Source organism: Sphingobacterium endophyticum, assembly GCF_009733535.1.
GTDB lineage: Bacteria > Bacteroidota > Bacteroidia > Sphingobacteriales > Sphingobacteriaceae > Sphingobacterium > Sphingobacterium endophyticum.
Genome location: NZ_SMMI01000016.1, coordinates 35,832 through 55,875 on the forward strand (window position 1 = coordinate 35,832; position 20,044 = coordinate 55,875).

Annotated in this window: 16 protein-coding genes; 8 read left to right on the forward strand and 8 right to left on the reverse strand. The window is 33.6% G+C overall.

The genetic code is table 11. The features are described from left to right. Positions 1 to 8: 8 nt before the first annotated feature. The 6 genes from E0Y80_RS16720 to E0Y80_RS16745 form a co-directional block, all read right to left on the reverse strand. Positions 9 to 1,892 (reverse strand): beta-ketoacyl-ACP synthase III, encoded by a 1,884-nt coding sequence (locus E0Y80_RS16720; protein WP_156308824.1) that lies wholly within the window; start codon positions 1,890 to 1,892, stop codon positions 9 to 11. Next, a complete protein-coding gene (locus E0Y80_RS21020; RefSeq protein WP_156308825.1) occupies positions 1,893 to 2,636 on the reverse strand; it encodes a sterol desaturase family protein in 744 nt (247 codons plus the stop codon). It lies immediately after the preceding gene. 176 nt (positions 2,637 to 2,812) lie between these two features. After that, positions 2,813 to 3,454, reverse strand: coding sequence for a peptide-methionine (S)-S-oxide reductase MsrA (gene msrA / locus E0Y80_RS16730; protein WP_156308826.1), 642 nt, complete (start codon positions 3,452 to 3,454; stop codon positions 2,813 to 2,815). Between the two features lie 135 nt (positions 3,455 to 3,589). Then, positions 3,590 to 5,050: a glycoside hydrolase family 76 protein gene (locus E0Y80_RS16735; protein WP_156308827.1), complete on the reverse strand. Its 1,461-nt coding sequence runs from the start codon at positions 5,048 to 5,050 to the stop codon at positions 3,590 to 3,592. 116 nt (positions 5,051 to 5,166) lie between these two features. After that, on the reverse strand, positions 5,167 to 5,874 hold the full coding sequence (locus E0Y80_RS16740; RefSeq protein WP_156308828.1) for an outer membrane beta-barrel protein: 708 nt from the start codon (positions 5,872 to 5,874) through the stop codon (positions 5,167 to 5,169). A 67-nt stretch (positions 5,875 to 5,941) separates the two neighbouring features. Further along, positions 5,942 to 6,094 carry a hypothetical protein gene (locus E0Y80_RS16745; RefSeq protein ID WP_156308829.1) on the reverse strand — a complete coding sequence of 51 codons (153 nt, stop codon included), beginning with the start codon at positions 6,092 to 6,094 and terminating at the stop codon, positions 5,942 to 5,944. A 50-nt stretch (positions 6,095 to 6,144) separates the two neighbouring features. Between E0Y80_RS16745 and E0Y80_RS16750 the strand changes: the two genes are divergently transcribed. Together E0Y80_RS16750 and E0Y80_RS16755 are read left to right on the forward strand one after the other, a co-directional pair. Next, positions 6,145 to 6,393: a hypothetical protein gene (locus E0Y80_RS16750; RefSeq protein ID WP_156308830.1), complete on the forward strand. Its 249-nt coding sequence runs from the start codon at positions 6,145 to 6,147 to the stop codon at positions 6,391 to 6,393. Positions 6,394 to 6,456: 63 nt separating this feature from the next. Continuing rightward, a complete protein-coding gene (locus E0Y80_RS16755) occupies positions 6,457 to 7,377 on the forward strand; it encodes a hypothetical protein (RefSeq protein WP_156308831.1) in 921 nt (306 codons plus the stop codon). Between the two features lie 44 nt (positions 7,378 to 7,421). Here the strand turns inward: E0Y80_RS16755 and E0Y80_RS16760 are convergent, their stop codons facing one another. Together E0Y80_RS16760 and E0Y80_RS16765 are read right to left on the reverse strand one after the other, a co-directional pair. Continuing rightward, a complete protein-coding gene (locus E0Y80_RS16760; protein ID WP_156308832.1) occupies positions 7,422 to 8,486 on the reverse strand; it encodes a class I fructose-bisphosphate aldolase in 1,065 nt (354 codons plus the stop codon). 76 nt (positions 8,487 to 8,562) lie between these two features. After that, entirely contained in the window at positions 8,563 to 10,944 is a 2,382-nt protein-coding gene (locus E0Y80_RS16765) for a PDZ domain-containing protein (RefSeq protein WP_156308833.1), read from the reverse strand. A 699-nt stretch (positions 10,945 to 11,643) separates the two neighbouring features. Here E0Y80_RS16765 and E0Y80_RS16775 point away from each other — a divergent pair. The 6 genes from E0Y80_RS16775 (at position 11,644) to E0Y80_RS20655 (ending at position 20,012) form a co-directional block, all read left to right on the forward strand. After that, a complete protein-coding gene (locus E0Y80_RS16775) occupies positions 11,644 to 14,775 on the forward strand; it encodes a SusC/RagA family TonB-linked outer membrane protein (RefSeq protein ID WP_156308834.1) in 3,132 nt (1,043 codons plus the stop codon). A 17-nt stretch (positions 14,776 to 14,792) separates the two neighbouring features. Then, positions 14,793 to 16,292: a SusD/RagB family nutrient-binding outer membrane lipoprotein gene (locus E0Y80_RS16780; protein WP_156308835.1), complete on the forward strand. Its 1,500-nt coding sequence runs from the start codon at positions 14,793 to 14,795 to the stop codon at positions 16,290 to 16,292. A gap of 128 nt (positions 16,293 to 16,420) precedes the next feature. Beyond that, entirely contained in the window at positions 16,421 to 17,155 is a 735-nt protein-coding gene (gene ubiE, locus E0Y80_RS16785; RefSeq protein WP_156308836.1) for a bifunctional demethylmenaquinone methyltransferase/2-methoxy-6-polyprenyl-1,4-benzoquinol methylase UbiE, read from the forward strand. A 200-nt stretch (positions 17,156 to 17,355) separates the two neighbouring features. Then, entirely contained in the window at positions 17,356 to 18,954 is a 1,599-nt protein-coding gene (locus tag E0Y80_RS16790; protein WP_156308837.1) for a Na+/H+ antiporter, read from the forward strand. Between the two features lie 70 nt (positions 18,955 to 19,024). Then, on the forward strand, positions 19,025 to 19,474 hold the full coding sequence (locus E0Y80_RS16795) for a hypothetical protein (RefSeq protein ID WP_156308838.1): 450 nt from the start codon (positions 19,025 to 19,027) through the stop codon (positions 19,472 to 19,474). A gap of 361 nt (positions 19,475 to 19,835) precedes the next feature. Further along, the gene (locus tag E0Y80_RS20655; RefSeq protein ID WP_197091639.1) at positions 19,836 to 20,012 is read left to right on the forward strand and encodes a hypothetical protein; all 177 of its coding nucleotides are present in this window, start codon (positions 19,836 to 19,838) and stop codon (positions 20,010 to 20,012) included. The last annotated feature ends 32 nt before the right edge of the window (positions 20,013 to 20,044 follow it).

The following is a 20,044-nucleotide window of genomic DNA, read 5'->3' on the forward strand; positions in this document are numbered from 1 at the left end:
AAGAATAGTTAGTAATTACCGATTTCCGCCAATTGTAATTGATAAAGTTTTGCGACTACCTTAGCAGTTTTTGAAACTCTTTTTGCCATATCTTCCGTTAATAATTCTGAGTTCAAGGCATTTTCAAACCTTTCAAAGTGATTATCATTAGAATCTGAAGTCTCATGATAAATGAAAAATGATACTTGATCTTCTTTGAGATCTAATTGATGTTGAATTGCCCTACCCCATTTTCCCGCTAATCTGTTTCCTAATCCCTCAATGATAAACATTCCACCAAGTAGATCAAAAGGGTTCGGTTGACTAGCTTTATGAAACATGTAAGCACTCAATGCCTCTGAACCTATATTTTTTTCCCCTTGGTAAAGATCTTCTTTACTCCCACCACAATTAATATAGTTTTTTTCTAGAATCTGATAATCTTTATGTTCATCCCTGGAATGTGAAATAAATGAAGATCGAATGTCGAAATAATCCATACTTACATTCGATGCTGCCCTTGCAATCCACTGAGAACCATCAATAACTTGTTGTCTCAGATTTAATAATAATAACTTATAATCCGCTAAACTAATTGTTCCATTATAGATTCTTTCAATAATTGGAGTATTCCGTAATGAAAGTTCAAAATCTACCCATATTTGCGTTAGGTCTCTAACCAACTTTTCCTGGATTGGCTTATGGTCAATATGTATTTCAGGGGCCAATATTTCATCTTGTTTTGATATCAATGGAACTTTAATTTCTTCACTTGAACCAATCACTTTCAATTTCATAAATGTAGTAATAAACCTTCCGCTTTCAGGAACCATACATATTATTTCCTGATTGGGTTTCAATTGCTTACTATATAACAATTCCTCCAACATAATATAAATTGATGCTGAACCCGTATTCCCTTTATTATGTAAATTTGTAAACCATTTATCTTCTGAAATCGTCAAGCCTCCTTTTTGCAGTAAATCTACAATTGGTTGTTTGAAATATTCAGATGAATAATGGCAGACCAACCAATCCATACTTTTTGGATTGATCTTTCCAGCATCAATCAATTTGAACAAATGTTGAACCCCAAGGTTCACAGTATGGTTTACTAATTTAATATCTTGTTTTAAATTAATGGCTGAATCAGCATCTGCACTTGAAAAATCCTCATAATCAAGCCAATATTTTTCTATTGAACCATCCCTTTTTTTATTTGTTCCAGCATACATGCATACATCAAAGCTATTCGCATATGATTTTACATCTATCCATTCGATTTCAAGGCTTAATCCATTTTGATTAGGTTTATTAGAAATATAGATAGCTCCTGCTCCATCTGATAACATCCATCTTAGAAAGTCAGTATCCAGAGGTAAACCTTTCTCCTGAATTTTAGGTTGCTTCGCAAACCTTGAAGCTTTAAACATTCGACTAGGCATATCCGACGCACAAGCGATTGCATTTTGATTTTCATTTGACTGAACATGTAAAAACGCACTCTTAAGTGCCATAATTCCAGATGCACATACACTTTGGTGCGACACTAAATTACATATTGGCAGATCAGATTCAGCATGGACCATACTAGCAAATCCAGGTACAGGTAAATCTCCCTGAGTCGTTCCTGCAGCTAATAATTCAATTTCATCAGGATTTACTTTAGCTTTTATCAAGCAGTCCTGAATCGCTTTACTGGCCATCCCTGAAACAGAATCAGTGGAATTTTGGGCCTTGTCCAAAGCATAATACCTAGTAAGAATACCATTCTGCTTCAGCATGCGCTCTTTGGTACGAGAAGGCTTTCCAGCAATTTCACCTAAATATTCTTCCATTTCATCATTCGTAACCGGAGAATTAGGAAGGTGCTTCCCAATGGAATTTATATATACTTTATTGAATTCTTTCATTTAATTCTTATTATCAGAAACTTGTGTTTTAAAAATCCTATCAAAAATATTAAGCATAAATCCGAAATTTCCGGTACTCCATTTATGGTGCATGCTATGCCTAAAAATATATTTCCTAAAAGAACTATTTGCTCGAGCTATCGGTACTTCATGATTACAATGTCCAAGTAAATTGATAACTAAACTCATAATCGGAAGACTTAATAATGAATATACTTGAAAAGCATGAATAAAGAGTGGAAAAAAAATAACAGTACCTAATAAAAATGCCTCAATCCAATGAAAACTAAATATAGAATAGGATGTAGGTTCCTTGGACCAATGATGAACCTTATGAACATTTTTAAAAAACCATCTCCTGTGCAATAACCAATGCATACAATAAAAATGAAGTTCATTCCATAAAAAAAGAATTGGAATCTCCCATAAGCAATTCCATGGATTGTCAAATCCAATTTTAAACACTCCTATGGAAAAAAGATATTGAAACAATATTGCTTGGATAGAAAAAACAAAAATCGATAACAAAGAATTCTTGATCTCTTGATTCGTTTGTCCAGGTTTTTTAGCAAAAACAATTTGTCGAATTCTCGATTTTTTAAGTTTTAAATGGATAACCTTCTCAGTAACGAAGGTTCCTAAGAAATAAAGAATGCTAAAAAAAAGAAAGAAGAATACACTGGTATAATACCATTTTGAAAGCATAAAATTGAAAATATATTCAACATATTCGTTCATAAGCATTACGGTTTTTTGCTTTCAAAAAATAATATTTTCAATACCATTCAATAGATTGATGTTTACTATAAAACTAAACAATTAGAAGCAAATAATTTAAAAGCACTATAATAATCTAATAAAAAGTCAAAAAAAAGGAGAGTAAACCAATTCACTCTCCTTTATATTTTGCTGAATAATATTTACTTAGCTGGATTTGCTTTCTTTGCAATCTCAAATAAGCCAGGACCGATATGACAATATCCACCTGGGTTTTTATCTAAATAATCTTGATGATAAGTTTCTGCATCAAAAAAATTTTTTAAAGGTTCATTTTCAACAACTACTGGAGAATTAATACTCAAAGACAATTCATGTAATTTTTGAGTAACTAAAGGTGCATCTTGATTATCAGTGTAATAGATACCCGTGCGGTACTGAGTACCACGGTCATTTCCTTGTTTATTTAAACTTGTAGGATCAATTGATTGAATATAAAGATCTATTAAAAGACTTAAATCGATTACTTCTGGATCATAAATAACCTTAACTGTTTCTGTTGCACCTGTATTACCGGTACAAACCTCTTCATAGGTAGGATTCTCTTTCGTTGCATTAGCATAACCTACCTCGGTACCTACCACGCCCCTAACAAGTTTAAAAAAATGCTCAGTTCCCCAAAAACATCCGCCTGCAAAATATATTTCCTTCTCTTTTCCTGTAGTATTCATTGTTTTCCCTATTTCTTTTGATTCTGTTTCTTTATTCTTTTGAAATGAAAATCCCATACTAAGGATAATTATCCCGGTGAGGATTACCGTTCCTATAATTATTACATTTTTCATATTCAACTTTTTATAATAAGTATAAAGTTAAGAAATTTGAAAGTTAACATTTTATATAAACCTCTTATTTGATATTAAATTGACTTAAATACGAAAAGCATATTCTTCAAGTACATAATCATTCATGGATGTTAATTATTTTAGAATTGTATAATATTCAGATAAGATAGCATATTCTGCAGCATAGGTAAACATAAACATCCCTTCTACAAAATTTTCATTGTTATCAGAACTCCAGCCCTTCAAAAGATTCGTTGGTAAGAATCCTTCATAGTTAAAGTGATCATAGCCATAATCAAGATTTTTTTGATAAGCCTGTAAATAATTAGAAGCATTTTTGTCCAGTTTAAGTAAATCTCTATAACTACGCATAAGTATTCCATTAAACCAGTTCTTAAAACCATTTGTTTCAAAACTAACATAACTAGGAACTTCCTTATTCAAGGTGCCAAAATATGAAAAACTGTTTTTCCCTAATCGTTCTGCATCGTCAAAATATTCCTTTTCCTTCGAAACCATATATAATTCTACAGCTCCTGAAATCATAGTCCCTGTATTGTATGAGAAAGATTCACCAACAGCTTTTGTTAATTTTGTATTTGATCTATATTTTATACCATTTATTAAATCATATTTAATACTACAATCTGGCGAACATCCTCCTAGCATATCTGAATAAATACCCTCTTGATTTAGCAAATTCCTTTTCTGCCAATCATAAATTGACTTTGCAAATCCTAAATAATACTTTTCTTTATTTACCAATTTTGAACGACGAGATTTTAAATCCTGTCTATCTATAAACCTATGTTCTATTTCATCCCTTTTGCCTTTATAAATCTCTGAAAGCCAAACCAATGGCGTGATCATTGGAGAATTGCTACAAGCATGTTTTGTTGTATATCCAGGTCCCCAAGGAATCCCACCGTTTTCATTTCCATTTCCATCTAAGGTCGTATCCCAACCATCTAATATATATGATGTCAAGTATTCAGCCTTTTCTAAATATTCTTTCTTACCAGTAATTTTATAAGAGTCTAATAATTCACGAACAAGCCACATTTGATCATCATAAACATTTAACACCCCAGTAACATTTGCCATTCCCTTTTCTCCAACTCGATCCACAGCATAAACCGACCACATTTTAGTTTGAGTATAAGAAGTCAACTCAAACGTGCCTAAATAATAGTCTAGATTATTATAAAATTTTTCTAAAATCTTTGTGTATTTCAAATAATCCTTTTTTAAGGACGCCGAATTTGATTTTTTCATATTGACTTGCAATGCATGCAGTACAGAGTTTACCGCTTCAATTCCAGAAGTATACATCCATACACTTGCCTTTTCATCTGATTTTTGATTGGTAAATGGATTGTAGTACCTACGCATTTCAAATGTTTCAGGGTCAAAAAAATGCAAAATGCTTAGATCGATTAAAGCCATTGATCGCCTTAAATTTGATTCTGACAAAGCTGCGCTTTCTGGAAAAGAATCGTGCCTACGTTCAAAACCAAACAAATTATTTGACGTACATTGAATGACCATAATTAATAGAATCAGAAAGAATAATAGGAAAGGATTTTTAGATTGCATAATTACTTATTAATATAGACTTATAACCTAGAAATATTTTTAAATTCTTAAGTCTAATGAATAAGCAATATAAAGATTAAAAAGGTTTTAGCATTTACTCAAATCTAAAATGTTTGTTACCAAATGACATATTTTGCACCTATCTTAATTCCAGCTGACAGAATGCGATCAGGGTAATTTCCTGATTCAAATGGAATCAAAGAATATGCTTTTAGGCCAGGTTCTAATTGCAACGAAAATGAAGATGAAATATCCCAATCAAAGCCAATCCCAAATTGCAATCCAAGACCGTTTTGTTTATCCATAATTTGCTGTTTCTTTGATAAGTCAAAGTGAACCATGGGACCCAAATTAGCATAAAAAAATCTCCCCAAATGGAAGCCAGCCAAAACAGGAACCTCAAATATTTTTAATGAAAGAGTATCTTTTGAAGGTTTATTGGGAGGATTTGGTGCCCCCTCTGAAATTATTTGCTGTCTGGAATAACCAACAGCCGAAGTGATAAAAAATCTTTGATTAATTGGATAGTCCAAAGAAAGCATTCCTGAAAAAAACTTACTACTTGTCAAACTCCCTGCTCCATCTAGACGCTCATAAGGGCCAACTGAATTGGCCGCTAGTGGTATAACTGAAACACCTATTCTTACTTTCTCAAATTTACGCTCTTGAGATTTTAAATTACCAGGAAATAAAAATAACCCTAAAATTAGAAATAAAAGAAATTGGCTTGTATTCGTTTTCATTTTGAATTGGTTAATCATGTTCATAATATACGCAAGGCGGCAAAAAAATGCTACAATTATGAAAGAACATTTTTTTTTCAATTAAAATTTATTCCTCAGAACCATGTAAATAAAAAAGGAAGGTGATCAAGCTTCCTTTTCTAAACTACTATTTCTTAGGTCTTGGCGGTCGAACATGACCGTTATCTCCGATTTCACCATCATCAACAGATTGTACAATCACGATATCTGGGTTAGTTGGTTCAATGGGCAATGTAGGATTGCCCGAATTCAATAGATACGAAAAAATAATGTACCACATTTCTCAAAAAATTAAAATGTAAAAGCCTGCTAGGTCCGCACACTCCATGTGTGGGATTGCTAGAATTATTTTCCAGAAGGCCTTCTGAATTTTTTGGAATTGAGGTCCATGAATTCCCCAATTTTGAAATCTTTTTGTATCTTTCCTCGAAAGTACAAACAGTATTAACCGCTGATTTCAAAAGCAAACTTAAAGCAACTAAAACAGCTTATAATCAACCATTTCCGGCATTTCCGTTAATTCCATTGGAATTCCGGAAATTCCATGCATTTGGAGGTATTATGATTTTTGTAGAATAGAAAATTGAATTATTATCTACGGAAATCGATGAAAAAATTGGGGAGGAAAATTATTTTATAAGAATGTCAGCATTCAATAAATTTAAAGAAGAAGTATTAAATTCTTACAGGAAGAAGCTTAGTAACAATGAATTACATGATAAGTTAGCTAATCCAACACCTGCTAATATTAGAGACTATTCCTTATTTCTTATAAATGGGGAGTTATCTGCCGATGACAAAAAAACAATCAGAGATTTTTATGCATCCAAAGACGATCTTGCAGATTTAGAAAAAACAATATCCGGGATTGATATTGATAAATTAAAACCCATAAAATATTTTATTAATGGGAAGACTACTAATCCAGATGAAACAATTGTTAAACTTTTGGCTGTATTAATTGATTTTCATCCAAGACCTTTTCGTCTCGATGATTGGTTAGAAATCGAAGAAGATCATAAACAAAAAATAAAAACTTTCAATAAAATTCCTTTTGGAGAAACTATTCAACCTGCTCATTCTTCCGAAATAGAAGCTTCAAGTCATGTACATCCTTCAGCAAATAATAATAGCAAAACAAAAACTCGATTCAATATTCCAACTATTTTGGTAATCGGATCCTTTGCACTATTGCTAGGAAGTATTGGCTACATAAATCTAAAAGAAAAAAAAGAATGTATGGTTTGGTTTAAAGATCGATATATCAGTGTAGACTGTATGGATAATACCTTGAGAAATAATCAGGTTATCCCAATGGACAAAAGTAAGTTTGAGAATTTTAGAAAGATAACACGTTTAGATACACTAACTTTAAAAGATGTCAATAAAATCTGGTACTCAAAAGTGAATAACGAAGTTGAATTTTTTACCAGTTCTGGAATTCACCCCGAACACAGTGAAAGAGGATTAAAATTAGCAACCTCTCATATCATTCAAAAATATGCTATAGGTGATATTCAAGAAGAAGATCAAGACCTTAACAATACAGAAATGCCCGAATAAAATCGGGCATTTTATATGATTAAATTCTTTAATCAAATCCTAAATTAGACAATAGTAACTTCATTCATTAGATATACATCTTGAATAGCATTTAACAGTTCGACACCATCTTTCATTGATTTCTGAAATGCTTTTCTACCACTAATTAAACCTGTTCCTCCTGCCCTTTTATTGATTACAGCAGTCGTTACTGCATCTTTTAAATCATTCTTTCCCGATGCTCCCCCTGAATTAATTAAGCCAGCTCGTCCAGAAAAACAATTCAATACCTGATATCTACAAAGATCAATTGGATGTTCTGATGCAAGTTCCGAATACATCCTTTCATCTAATTTTCCGTAGCTACTATTCCCTAGATTTAAAGCCTTATAACCGCCATTTCGCTCCGGTAATTTTTGTTTAATGATATCTGCTTCAATCGTAACTCCTAAATGATTAGCCTGACCTGTCAGATCTGCAGCTAGATGATAATCAACTTTTTCTTTGACAAAAGCATCATTCCTTAAATAACACCATAAAATTGTAGCCATACCTAAGGAATGTGCTTCCTGAAATGCTTTGCTCACTTCAATGATTTGCCTGCCAGATTCGGATGAACCAAAATAAATCGTTGCTCCAACTGCTGCTGCTCCCATATTCCACGCTTCTCGAACTGTACCGTATAAAATTTGATCACTTTTATTTGGATAAGTGAGTAATTCATTGTGGTTAAATTTAACAATCAATGGGATTTTATGTGCATACTTTCTAGAGACTGCTCCTAATACCCCAAAGGTAGATGCTACAGCATTACAGCCTCCTTCAATTGCCAATTTTACAATATTCTCCGGATCAAAATAAATTGGATTTGCCGCAAATGAAGCACCTGCACTATGCTCAATCCCTTGATCAACAGGCAAAATAGATAGGTAACCCGAACCCTTTAATCTGCCAGTTCCAAATAAACTACCAATACTTCTCAATACCTGCGGGTTTCGATCTGATATGCCATATATTTCATCAATAAAATTTGGGGATGGGATATGTAACAAATCTTTTGAAACAGTTTCCGATTTAAATTTTAATAAATCTTCACTCCCCAATAAACTCACTAATTGATCTACTTTCATTTTAGTTGAAATTATTTGAATAGAACTCTATTTTCATAATTATCAACAGTATCAAACTTTAAATGTTTTAATCTATTTACATAGTCACATTAACGGTCTTTCTTTCTTGATTTCGAAAGTATTCAATACTAAAACTAGACATGTACTGATCCCTTTTAATGATTCTTTTCAAATCATTCAGATCCTTGACTACTTCACCTTGACAAGAAATAATTACATCCGACTTCTGAATACCTGCTTTCAATAATGCCGAAGGTTCTGTCAACTCCATAATTAGAACCCCCTCCATTTTAGGTAAACCGGCTGCAGATTGCTCCCCGAGGGTTTCAATAGATTTCAATACCGCTCCTTTCCAGTTAAATGTTTCCCCAATCTTATCTGTAGCGTTTGTTTGAATAACCGGTATCTCAGGCAATTCCTTTCGTTCTTTCAATCTGATACTTGTGACACCAACATTTTGAAAATCAACTGGCTTGTATCCATTCAAAGAACCTGAAATCAAATTAAACTTACCAGTTCCAACATCCTCAAAATCAATTACAATAACCTTGGAATTTTGATCCACGCCTTTAGCTTGGTCTGTTAATAAATCATTTTTATTGGTATAAAAATTATAATCAACCTCATCTCCCCAATATTTAACTTGAATATCCTGATGGGCATGCATCACAATATTATTTTTAAAGACATCATGGCTATCTTTAAACCAAACGTGGGGATGGAAGCCATTATTGATTATCAGATTATTACTTACTGTTCGATAGAATCCTTCCCTAAGTTTTAACCCTCCACTTAAGCACAGGTTATTAAAAATATTATAATTACTTGAACCGTCATCCAAATCAATATCCCAACCATGATCACATCTAAATCGATTATCAGAAATTATAGTAGGATAAATTGCATCCAATTTAACCCATTCAGGATGTAATTCCGTAATACGGTCCATCTCTTTTCGGTCTGGATGCCAAAACCTGTCCCTCCCCCAAGAATTAAAAGCTCCATGATCACTAGTCTCTAAAACAGTTTTAAATACATCATTAAAGGAAATAACATGACCACCCCAGGTTCCATCTCCAACATTAATTCCTGAACGGGGTACATTATATATGGTATTGTGCAAGACCGAAATCTTTGATGACATTGAAATCTGAACTCCTGCCACCTGTTTTTCAATTAATCCAATCTGACGGATTAAATTATCTGATGCCTCACATTCGGATGGAAAATTTTCAGTCTTGGGACCTGGAGCAATATCAATCTCATCTTCTTTTACAAATTCTTCATATCGAAAAGACGGACTGCGAACAGCATCTGGATCCCCGACAAAATTAATTCCTCCCGCTCCTACCCGTTCAATTAAGTTCCCTGCTATTTTAATCCCCCTATTATAATTACTGACAAATATGGCATTTCCACCCAAATCAATAAAATCAGAATTAGTTACCGTACAATTTTCAGCTCCCTCAATTCGAACAGCACCTTGACGGTAAATCGTCCAATCACTCCTCAGTAAGGGCTCATCAGTTTTCATAAAGGTAGCTGAAGTATGAACAAATTTAATTCCTTCTACATCAATGTTTTTTACTGGTTTATCTAAACTACCTTTAATTGAAATCAACGATTCTAAAACTGGAGCTTCAAAATTTAACTTATTTGGATCCTGACTATCCATTTTTAAAAAGAGTGTCAAACCTTTCTCATCAAGATACCATTCATTCTCAGCATCCAATTCTTCAAAAACGTTTTCTACAAAACGGTAAGTCTCATGCATTTTACTTGGCCGATTATTTTGAAGCCCTCCTTCGAGTTGCAATTCAGAACTCTCATTTTTACCAAGCACTCTATAATGAAAACCTCCCCATCTGCCTATATGTAATGCATGTACAATTGCTCCCTGAGGATCTTTCCATTTCATAACACGTTCTGGACTTATTGCATCTTCAGCATATCCATTAAAGGGAAGAATATTAGGATCAAAATTTGGATACCGAGCTCGTATTAAATGCTTGCCATCTGCATATAATTGCTGAAAAATAATTTGAGAAGGTATTTTGGAAGTCCAAATTCCACTTTTATTCTTTACCCAATTTAATTTCAAGGGTTTTGCTGCACTAAAGGTAACCCCGGATCCATCCTCAGATTTTATAGTCAATCGTTGATTATCTGACAGAAACAATTGGTCTATTAATAATGTTGAATCAAAATAATAGATACCCTTTTCAAAAATAAGTTCATAACTATTTTTGGCAGTTTCTCTTTGTATTTCTTTAATCCTCTTTAAGGCAAATTCAGGAGATGAATAAGGCTGTGATTTAGTTCCAGGGTTCTTTTGATTACCATTTTTTGAAACATAAAGCCTTATTGTATGCTGTTGTGCTACTGAGAAATTGATCATTAGAATATACAAGAAGAAGCCTAATGAAAAGATTGAATAATGCCGATAAAACATATACATATGAATAATTTGGGTTTAGAGTTGATAAAAACTATAAGATAGTTTTCTTAGGTTTATAAAAAATTAAAGTAATTCAAATAAAGAGTGCTTTTCTAAATAAATTCCTTCAAAATTTCTTCTAATTTATATATTTAACTTTGCTAAATAATAATAAGCGATGAAAATTCTAATTATTGAAAAGAGACTCTAACATTAAAAACTGCTATTGGAGCAATACTAATAATCGCTGGAACCATAGTATTAGCAATTAAATAAATTTTTAATAAACTAGATTATTACATACAATAACAACTTGATTATACAAACTTGTTACAAAAAAAAGATAACCACCATATAATATATTGTATTTCAGTAAATTAAATCAAATTATCCTTTTAATTCCGATTGATTTCAATATGCCCCCCAAATAATCAAAAATTTTCTCTCAAAACAGATTATTCTCCATAAGATAATGATTTAACCAGTTTAAACATTGATTTTATTTTACTATACCAATATTGTCAACATTAATTTCTAGATAATTCAGTTATTTAAAAAAGACATAAACTTTTTCTCAAAAATTTAGCGAAGTGTTATTTAATGTTAAAGTTTTTCTATATTTGACTCAACAATAATTAATTATGATTCAATAAGCCTTCACTTATTGAACTTGTTTAACAATAGTATTTACTAACATTTATTTACGAACAACGAAGTATTATGAAACAAAGATTACTCAGCGTTATTCTGCTGTGTGTGCTATTCATAGGAGTAGCAAATGCACAAGAAAGGCAGGTAAGCGGTAAAGTGACTTCGGCAGCAGATGGATCCTCTTTAGGTGGAGTGTCCGTTCGTGTTGATGGCACCAATACAGCTACCCAGACCGATGGAAGTGGTAACTACACCATTTCAGTATCCAACCAAAATGCAACCCTTGTATTTTCTTACATTGGATACGCAACCCAAAGGACCGCAGTAGGAACGCAGTCCACCGTTAATGTCCAACTTACCTCATCTGACAATGAACTTGAAGAAGTTATTGTTACTGCTCTTGGGGTCAAAAGGGAAAAAAGAGAATTAGGTTATTCCGCAGACCAAGTCGACAGCAAAACCGTAAACAAAGCAAGCGCCGTAAACATCGCGAATGGTTTACAAGGTAAAGTCTCCGGCTTAAACGTAACAACCAACAATTCAGGAGTTTTCGAAGATGTTAAAATCAACCTGCGTGGTATCCGATCTCTTACCGGTAACAACAACCCCCTATTAGTATTAGATGGTGTGCAGATGGATATTAAATATCTATCTTCCTTAAATCCTAATGATGTTGAAAATGTATCGGTTTTGAAAGGTGCAGCAGCAGCTGCCATCTATGGACCTGATGCTCGTAACGGGGTTATCTTAGTAACGACTAAAAAAGGTTCTGATGTAACTAGCATCAATGTAAGCCACTCAACACAATGGCAAAACATCTCCTTCTTCCCGGAACTACAAAAACAATTCGGACAGGGTTATGATGACCAAATTGATCCAATTGAAAACTGGTCATGGGGACCAGCTTATGACGGAAAAATAGTAGACATTGGCCCAAAACTTCCGGATGGCTCACAACAAACCACACCATACACCGGAACGGATGAACGTCAAAAATTCTATAACACCGGTGTCACTAACCAAACAAACGTTTCTTTAAATGCGAAAGATTTCTTCTTAAGCTTGGAAAATGCCGATATCAAAGGTATTGTACCGGGTGATAAAAACAGAAGAAATAGCATCCGCTTAAATTCACAACGAGAATTCGGTATGCTAAGAGCTGGTGCAAACTTCAATTACTCTCAGCAGAATTACAATGTGTATGATCAAATTGGCCAACAAGATTATTTCACTGCACAAGGAACTGGTGGTAATGATGGTTTATTCAACCAATTAATCAATACTCCTGCACACATCCTCTTAACAAAATATAAAAATTACAAAACTGACAAATTTTCAACTTATGAAAATTGGTTTACGAACTATGGATTAAATCCTTATTTCTCGGTAGGAAATTGGAGAAAAAATGGCAAGAAACAAGATTTGATTAGTAATATCGAATTAGGATTAAAACCTGCCGATTGGTTAGATTTCACTTACCGTGCTAGTATCAATTCAAGAAATATTGCTGAAAGGTATATTACTGAAGGTGTTAAAACTTCTCAATGGGGAGAAAACCGCGGTAAAACTAGTATCACTCCAGCTCTTGAAGAATACAATTACAACCAAACAATTTTAACTTCTGAATTATTTGGTAGTGTAAACAAACAAATCAACGACGATTTAAAATTCAGCGGTATCTTAGGAACTTTCGTAAGACAAAATGAATACAGAAATACAAGCGTAGGTGCCGGCAACTTAGTTATTCCTGAACTACAAAATATCGGCATACGTGTAGGAAATCTTACAGGAGAATCAAATGGATATAAAACCAGATTATTTTCTGTGTACGGAAGTGCAGGATTTAATTATAAGAACTGGGCAAACGTAGAATTCACTGGCCGTTGGGACAAATCATCTACCCTTGCTCCTGGAAATAACTCCTATTTCTATCCTGGTGTAAATGGTGCAATTGTATTGAGCGACGCATTAGATATGTCATCCGATTTTTTTAACTATTTAAAAGTTAGAGGTGCATGGACTAAAACAGCAAACTCTGATATTAGCCCGTATTTCTTAGAAGCTACTTATTCTCAAGCAAATGGGTTTCCTTTAGGTGCTGTTACTGGTTTAACTGCTAATAATACAACTTATGACTATAACTTGAAACCAGAACGTATTAATACAACTGAGGCTGGTTTTGAAGCGGGATTCTGGAACAATCGATTAACTGTTGAAGCTACTTATTTCTTCTCTAAAAACACAGATCAGATCATTAGTGTAAACATCTCCGAAGCATCTGGCTTCTCAAGAAGTTATAGAAATGCTGCTTCCTTCAACAGTAAAGGTGTTGACTTTGATTTCAACTTGTCACCTTTAATCAAGTTCAATGATGGCGGTATTAATTTCAGAGGTAATTTCTTATGGAATGATTCGGAAGTAACAAGTATCTATGAAGCACAAAAATTAAAAGAACTTTCTTTAGGTGGCTATGTAGCTGCTGGTAACTATGCAATTGTTGGTCAACCAGCTTTTATTATGCGTGGTACGGATTATGCAAGAGATGATCAGGGACGTGTTATTGTAAGTGCTGAAGATGGTCGCCCTTCAGTTTCGGGTACTCCAGTAAATTTGGGTAGAACCTTACCAAAATGGATTATCGGATTAAACCCTTCAGTAAATTATAAAAACTTCAACTTATCCGCTTTATTTGAATACAAAGGAGGACACGTTGCTTCATTCTTTGGACTAGGTGGTGATATGGCTTGGACAGGTGTTTCAATCGCAACTGCTTATAATGATAGACAGCCTTTTATCCTTCCAAATTCTGTTATTGAAGACCCTAATAATCCAGGAAAATACATCCCTAACACGGATGCAAAAATCGGTGCAAATGAATCCATTTACAACTATTATACAGGTGAATTTGGTGATGCTGCATCTAATTTCGTAGTGAGTGCTAATCAATGGAGACTTAGAGAATTGTCTTTATCATACGACGTTCCTCAAGAATGGTTAACTTCTAGACAAAAAGCTTTTAAAGGTCTTTCTATTGCTTTTGTAGGACGTAATCTTGCATTATGGTTACCAAAAGAAAATAAATTCATGGATCCTGATTTTGACAGTATGTCTACAGATAATGACAATGCATTTGGTAATATTAACTCCACTGCAAACCCTCCAGTAAGGAATTTTGGTTTTACAATAAATGCTAAGTTCTAATTTAAAAGCGAGAAAAAATGAAACACAAAATATTATTGGCAATACTAGCAGTTACTTTAGTACTGTCAGGCTGTAAAGACAGCTTCTTCGATATAAACACGAACCCCAATCAACCGACCAATCCATTGGTAAAACCGCAATATCTCTTACCAATGGTATTGAAACAAACGGCTACCAGAATGGGAACTCAATATTCTTGGGCAGCATCTTGGTCTGGATATTATGGACGTGGTTCCGATTTCGGACAAAGTTTACCTTTAGAAAACTATAACATTACCCCAACTTATCAACAAGGACAATGGGCTAATAGTACAACAAGTTGGTACGATGTATTGACCGATGCAGATTTAATGGCTAAAAAAGCCGCTGAAACGGATGAGAAATTCTTTATTGGAGTGTCAAAAGTTGTCAAAGCGATTGGATTTATGTACTTGGTGGATATGTATAATAATGTTCCTTACAAAGAAGCTCTAAAAGGATCTGACAATGTAGCGCCTGCTTATGATAAAGGTGAGGATATCTACAAAGATCTTTTATTACAATTAGATTCAGCGAGGTTAATCTTTAAATCAAATCCATCAATTTCTGAAGAAGTTGCTTCATCAGATGTATTATTCGGTGGGGATATGACCCAATGGAGAAAATTAGCGAATACTCAAGCTTTAAAATTATTAATCCATCAATCAGAATTTGTTAAAAACCCTACTGCTGAAATTGCTAAAATTAAAGCGGATGGTAGTGGATTTATTGAAGCTGGAGAATCAGCTACTTTATCGCTTACTTTTTCAAATAATGTGGATCAGGTCAACCCTGTTTACAGTACCTATGTTGCTGATCAAAGTGGAATATTGACTGACGGATTTAACCGTGTGAGCAAGTATTTATTGAATCGTTATGTTGCAAATGATGATATCCGTTATCAGTATCTTTTCTTACCTGCAATTAATCCTAAAGATCCAAATGTAAGATGGGTGGGTAAAGATTTCGGGGCTCCAAACGTATTAGGAAATTCTTCTTCCAATGAATCAATTGTTGTTGGTACAGGAATATTAAAAGATGGAACTCAACCTTTATGGTTCTTCACTTCCATGGAAAGTCTGTTTTTACAAGCAGAGGCTACACAACGTGGCTGGTTGACTGGTGATGCAAAAACAGTTTATGAAAATGCTGTTAAGGAATCTTTCGAATGGTTAGGTGTACCTTCAGCTGCAACTGAAGCAGGTAAATTATTGGCAGCTTCTGCAAGCTGGGAAACTGCTGCTAATAAATTAGAATTGATTATCAACCAAAAATACTTAGCTCTTCCTAGTATCAATAACTTTGAAGCCTACGTAGATTATAGAAGACTTGGATTTCCTAAAGATGTTCCTCTTTCAAAGAATCCTAACATTGGAAGCCGAAAAATTCCATTGCGTTTATTGTATCCTCAAAATGAATACAGTTACAACAATGACAATGTAATGGCTCAGGGAGAAATCAATGCTCAAACTAGCAGAATCTTCTGGGATGTTAATTAATAAATACTCCTGATTACTCAGGAATAATACAATTTAAGACAGTAACACTCAAAACGAGTGTTACTGTTTTTTTATGATTTTAATTATCCTTGATTTACCTTACCTTTGGCAGAGAACAATAAGGCAAAATGAGCGAGAACAAAGTAATCCTTCCTAATCAAAAATCCCAAGAACAAAAGCATGTTCAAGTTAGAAAAATGTTTAATTCTATCTCCGGAAACTATGATAAGTTAAATAAGGTCATCACTTTTGGAATGGAAAAAGGTTGGAAAAAAAATGTTTTTAATCTTATTGCTTCAAAAAATCCAAATCGAATCCTAGATATTGCTACCGGTACGGGTGATATGCTTATCCTATTCGCAAATTCTAATGCAACCGAAATATTAGGAACAGATATTTCTGAAGGAATGCTAGCAGTGGCGGAAGAAAAAGTTAAAGAATTAGGTTTGAATGACCGTATCAAATTAGACCAACAGGACGCAGAAAACCTAAGTCTTCCAGACAACCACTACGATGCAATTAGCATTACCTATGGAATCCGTAATTTCGAAAATCTAGATAAATGTTTAGAAGAAATTTATCGAGTTACCGCTCCAGGTGGTCAATTTATCGTTCTAGAAACTTCTGTACCTACGAACTTCCTGCTTAAATCAGGGCACTGGATGTACACAAAATGGGTAATGCCAGCATTAAGCAGATTATTTAGTGATGATAAATCTGCTTATAAATACCTTTCTGAATCGGCTCTTAATTTTCCTTATGGGGAAGCGTTAAAAAAACGTTTTGAACTTGCAGGATTTAAAGATGTAAAGATTATGCCCCAATTCTTTGGCGCTTCGACCATATATCAAGCTATTAAATAAGCAATCCCTTAACCCATAAGCTTAAGCCCTCCTATTTATAGAAATGTAAATAACCCTACAAACATTTTCTATAAAGAACATATTTATGTTTTTCGTATAATTATATCCTGATTTTGCTATAAAACAATATTTTAAAAATGTTGTTTCTATACAATAAAATCACAACTAACTTAATCACATTCTGATATATACCCACGACTATGCACACTTTATTGCCGTTTATTCTGGTATTGGTCTTGTTGATTGTATTTTTGACCATTTGGGCAAATCAACTTAAAATTGCCTACCCAATCTTATTGGTTCTTGCAGGTTTAGGTATTAGTTTTATTCCTGGATTACCTGTAATAGAAATCGATCCAGATTTAATATTTCTTATCTTCCTTCCTCCATTGCTTTTTGAAGCTGCTTGGGGAGTCTCTTTCAAGGAAATGAAAAAGTGGTGGCGCATTATTGGAAGTTTTGCATTTCTTGTCGTGTTTTTTACGGCTTTCTTAGTAGCTATTATATCCAATCAAATTATCCCAGGTTTTAGTATAGCACTAGGATTTGTGCTTGGCGGAATTGTCTCTCCTCCTGACGCAGTAAGTACTGGAGCAATTACAAAATTTGTGAAAATCCCTAAATCAACCTCTGCAATCTTAGAAGGTGAAAGTTTATTGAATGACGCTTCTTCACTTATAATCTTTCGATTTGCGTTGGTCGCAGTGGGTACAGGACAATTTATTTGGTATGAGGCTGGTCTTGATTTTCTTTGGATGCTCTTTGGCGGTGTAGGATTAGGCCTGTTAATTGGTCAAATCTTTATATGGATACATCGACATCTGCCTACTGAACCTGCTTCTGATATCGCCCTTACTTTGATCACTCCGTATTTTATGTATTTTATTGCAGAGCAGATACATTGTTCGGGTGTCTTAGCTGTAGTTGCTGGAGGGCTTTATATGTCCAATAAAAGGCTGACATTTCTTGCAGCTACAAGTCGATTAAAAGGTGCATCCGTTTGGGAGAGCTTCGTCTTTCTCCTCAATGGAATGGTTTTCCTATTAATTGGATTAGACCTACCTGTGATCGTTGATGGCATAAGAGCACATGGTACACCACTAAGTACAGCAATTGGATATGGTGTAATTATTACATTGGTTCTAATTGCTGCGAGAATGATTTCTGCATATGCTGCAATGTTTGCAACAATCATTTTTCGACCTCAAGTTGCACATCAACAACAACTCAGCAGTAGAAGATGGTACACCCCACTCTTAATGGGTTGGACCGGAATGCGTGGAGTGGTTTCGTTGGCCGCAGCTTTAGCCATCCCTTTAACCTTACCTAATGGAGAAGTATTCCCGCATAGAAATCTTATCTTATTTATTACTTTCATCGCAATCCTATTAACATTAGTCATTCAAGGCCTTACTCTACCCTATTTGATAGAAAAAACAAATTGGTTTAGAGGTCTTGAAAACGAAGATGAAATCCACAACAACACAAAATTGAAAATGAAACTAGGTTTAAAATCTCATGTCTACAACTATGTTAAAGGAAGATATGAAACGCAATCCTCTGCTGATGAAGCAATGGAACGTATCCTAAAATATTGGGAAGATCAAACAAAAGTTCAGGACAATAGTTGGATGAATGGGGTAAGCAAACAGATATTACTAGATATCTTCGCTGAACAAAGAATTTATTTAACTACATTAAACAAAGATGAAGAATTTGATGAAGAATTAATCCGTAAACAGATCTATCAAATTGACCTTGAGGAAGAAAGAATCCTTTTAGTATTTGGAAAACATTAATAGCACATTACTTTTTTTAACAACAAAAAATATCCTCATCCGTTTATTAGTAATACCAAAAGAAAATATTATGCCAACATTGGAACAAAGAATAGACGAATTAAATAGACAATTTGGATTTAAAGAAAATCCTGAAGATTTTAACTTTGAACTAAATCCAGAACGAATCGCCTATAAAAATGAAGCTCTAAGAACTAAAAACAGGGACCTATACAATGAATACCTTGCTGATAATTATCCTAGGGAAATGGAAAGGGAAATGAGAGATTTTGACAATAAAGCGAATACTCTGGTACAAGTGAGCAAAGAGGAGGCTGAACAATTGTTTGCCGACAATAAAATAAATATGCTTAAAAGTGATATCAGTTACAAAGACCCTGATGCAATCTTTCAAATGAAAAAAATAAATGAAGAGGATTTAAATTGGCATTTGGAGGGACATGAATCTGATTTACTAAATGGAAATTCAAAGCCTTACGAAGCATTGGAAGGCAAAAGCGAAATTTGGTTATTAAAGTAATTATTAAATCAGAAATAGTTTCCTCCTAAAATATTTATTGCTGTTTTGAGGTTCCCATTATTGTCAAAAAAATTTCAATAATAATATTACCTGATATACAGAAAAAATTGAGGATTGTTACAAATCTGATTATTAATTATTTTTTTTCAATCCCACCTAAATTTACACAATACCACATTAAAACCTTTTTAATCAATTAAATTTTAACTTATGTGGATTAATTTATTTAAATAAAAAAATAAGTTAAAACAATTTTATTGTAAATATTTATACTCTATAATTACTTTTGTATAAATATTTAATTAATATGCTATTTCACACAGCTTTTAATTTTCTTCCAAATCAAAATCAGATTAGGAAGATGAAAAAGAAGAAAAAAGTTTACATCAGTCCTACTATTAAATTACTCAATATCGATATGGAAGATGGTATTTCAGCTAGTTCCTACATATTGAAAACTGGAGGTGTAAATAATGAACCAAAAATAGAGGAATGGGAGAATTCAGCTAATAATAAATATAATAATTTCGACTTATAGCTTGTCTAATCCAAAACAAAAGTATCCTTCTA

Excerpts from the sequence above, each read along its gene's own strand:
- E0Y80_RS16760 (WP_156308832.1), bottom strand. The coding sequence starts at position 8,486 with ATGAAAGTAGATCAATTAGTGAGTTTATTGGGGAGTGAAGATTTATTA.
- E0Y80_RS16745 (WP_156308829.1), bottom strand. The coding sequence starts at position 6,094 with ATGTGGTACATTATTTTTTCGTATCTATTGAATTCGGGCAATCCTACA.
- E0Y80_RS16735 (WP_156308827.1), bottom strand. The coding sequence starts at position 5,050 with ATGCAATCTAAAAATCCTTTCCTATTATTCTTTCTGATTCTATTAATT.
- msrA (WP_156308826.1), bottom strand. The coding sequence starts at position 3,454 with ATGAAAAATGTAATAATTATAGGAACGGTAATCCTCACCGGGATAATT.
- E0Y80_RS16790 (WP_156308837.1), top strand. The coding sequence starts at position 17,356 with ATGCACACTTTATTGCCGTTTATTCTGGTATTGGTCTTGTTGATTGTA.
- E0Y80_RS16765 (WP_156308833.1), bottom strand. The coding sequence starts at position 10,944 with ATGTATATGTTTTATCGGCATTATTCAATCTTTTCATTAGGCTTCTTC.
- E0Y80_RS16720 (WP_156308824.1), bottom strand. The coding sequence starts at position 1,892 with ATGAAAGAATTCAATAAAGTATATATAAATTCCATTGGGAAGCACCTT.
- E0Y80_RS16775 (WP_156308834.1), top strand. The coding sequence starts at position 11,644 with ATGAAACAAAGATTACTCAGCGTTATTCTGCTGTGTGTGCTATTCATA.
- ubiE (WP_156308836.1), top strand. The coding sequence starts at position 16,421 with ATGAGCGAGAACAAAGTAATCCTTCCTAATCAAAAATCCCAAGAACAA.
- E0Y80_RS16755 (WP_156308831.1), top strand. The coding sequence starts at position 6,457 with ATGTCAGCATTCAATAAATTTAAAGAAGAAGTATTAAATTCTTACAGG.
- E0Y80_RS16780 (WP_156308835.1), top strand. The coding sequence starts at position 14,793 with ATGAAACACAAAATATTATTGGCAATACTAGCAGTTACTTTAGTACTG.
- E0Y80_RS20655 (WP_197091639.1), top strand. The coding sequence starts at position 19,836 with ATGAAAAAGAAGAAAAAAGTTTACATCAGTCCTACTATTAAATTACTC.
- E0Y80_RS21020 (WP_156308825.1), bottom strand. The coding sequence starts at position 2,636 with ATGCTTATGAACGAATATGTTGAATATATTTTCAATTTTATGCTTTCA.
- E0Y80_RS16795 (WP_156308838.1), top strand. The coding sequence starts at position 19,025 with ATGCCAACATTGGAACAAAGAATAGACGAATTAAATAGACAATTTGGA.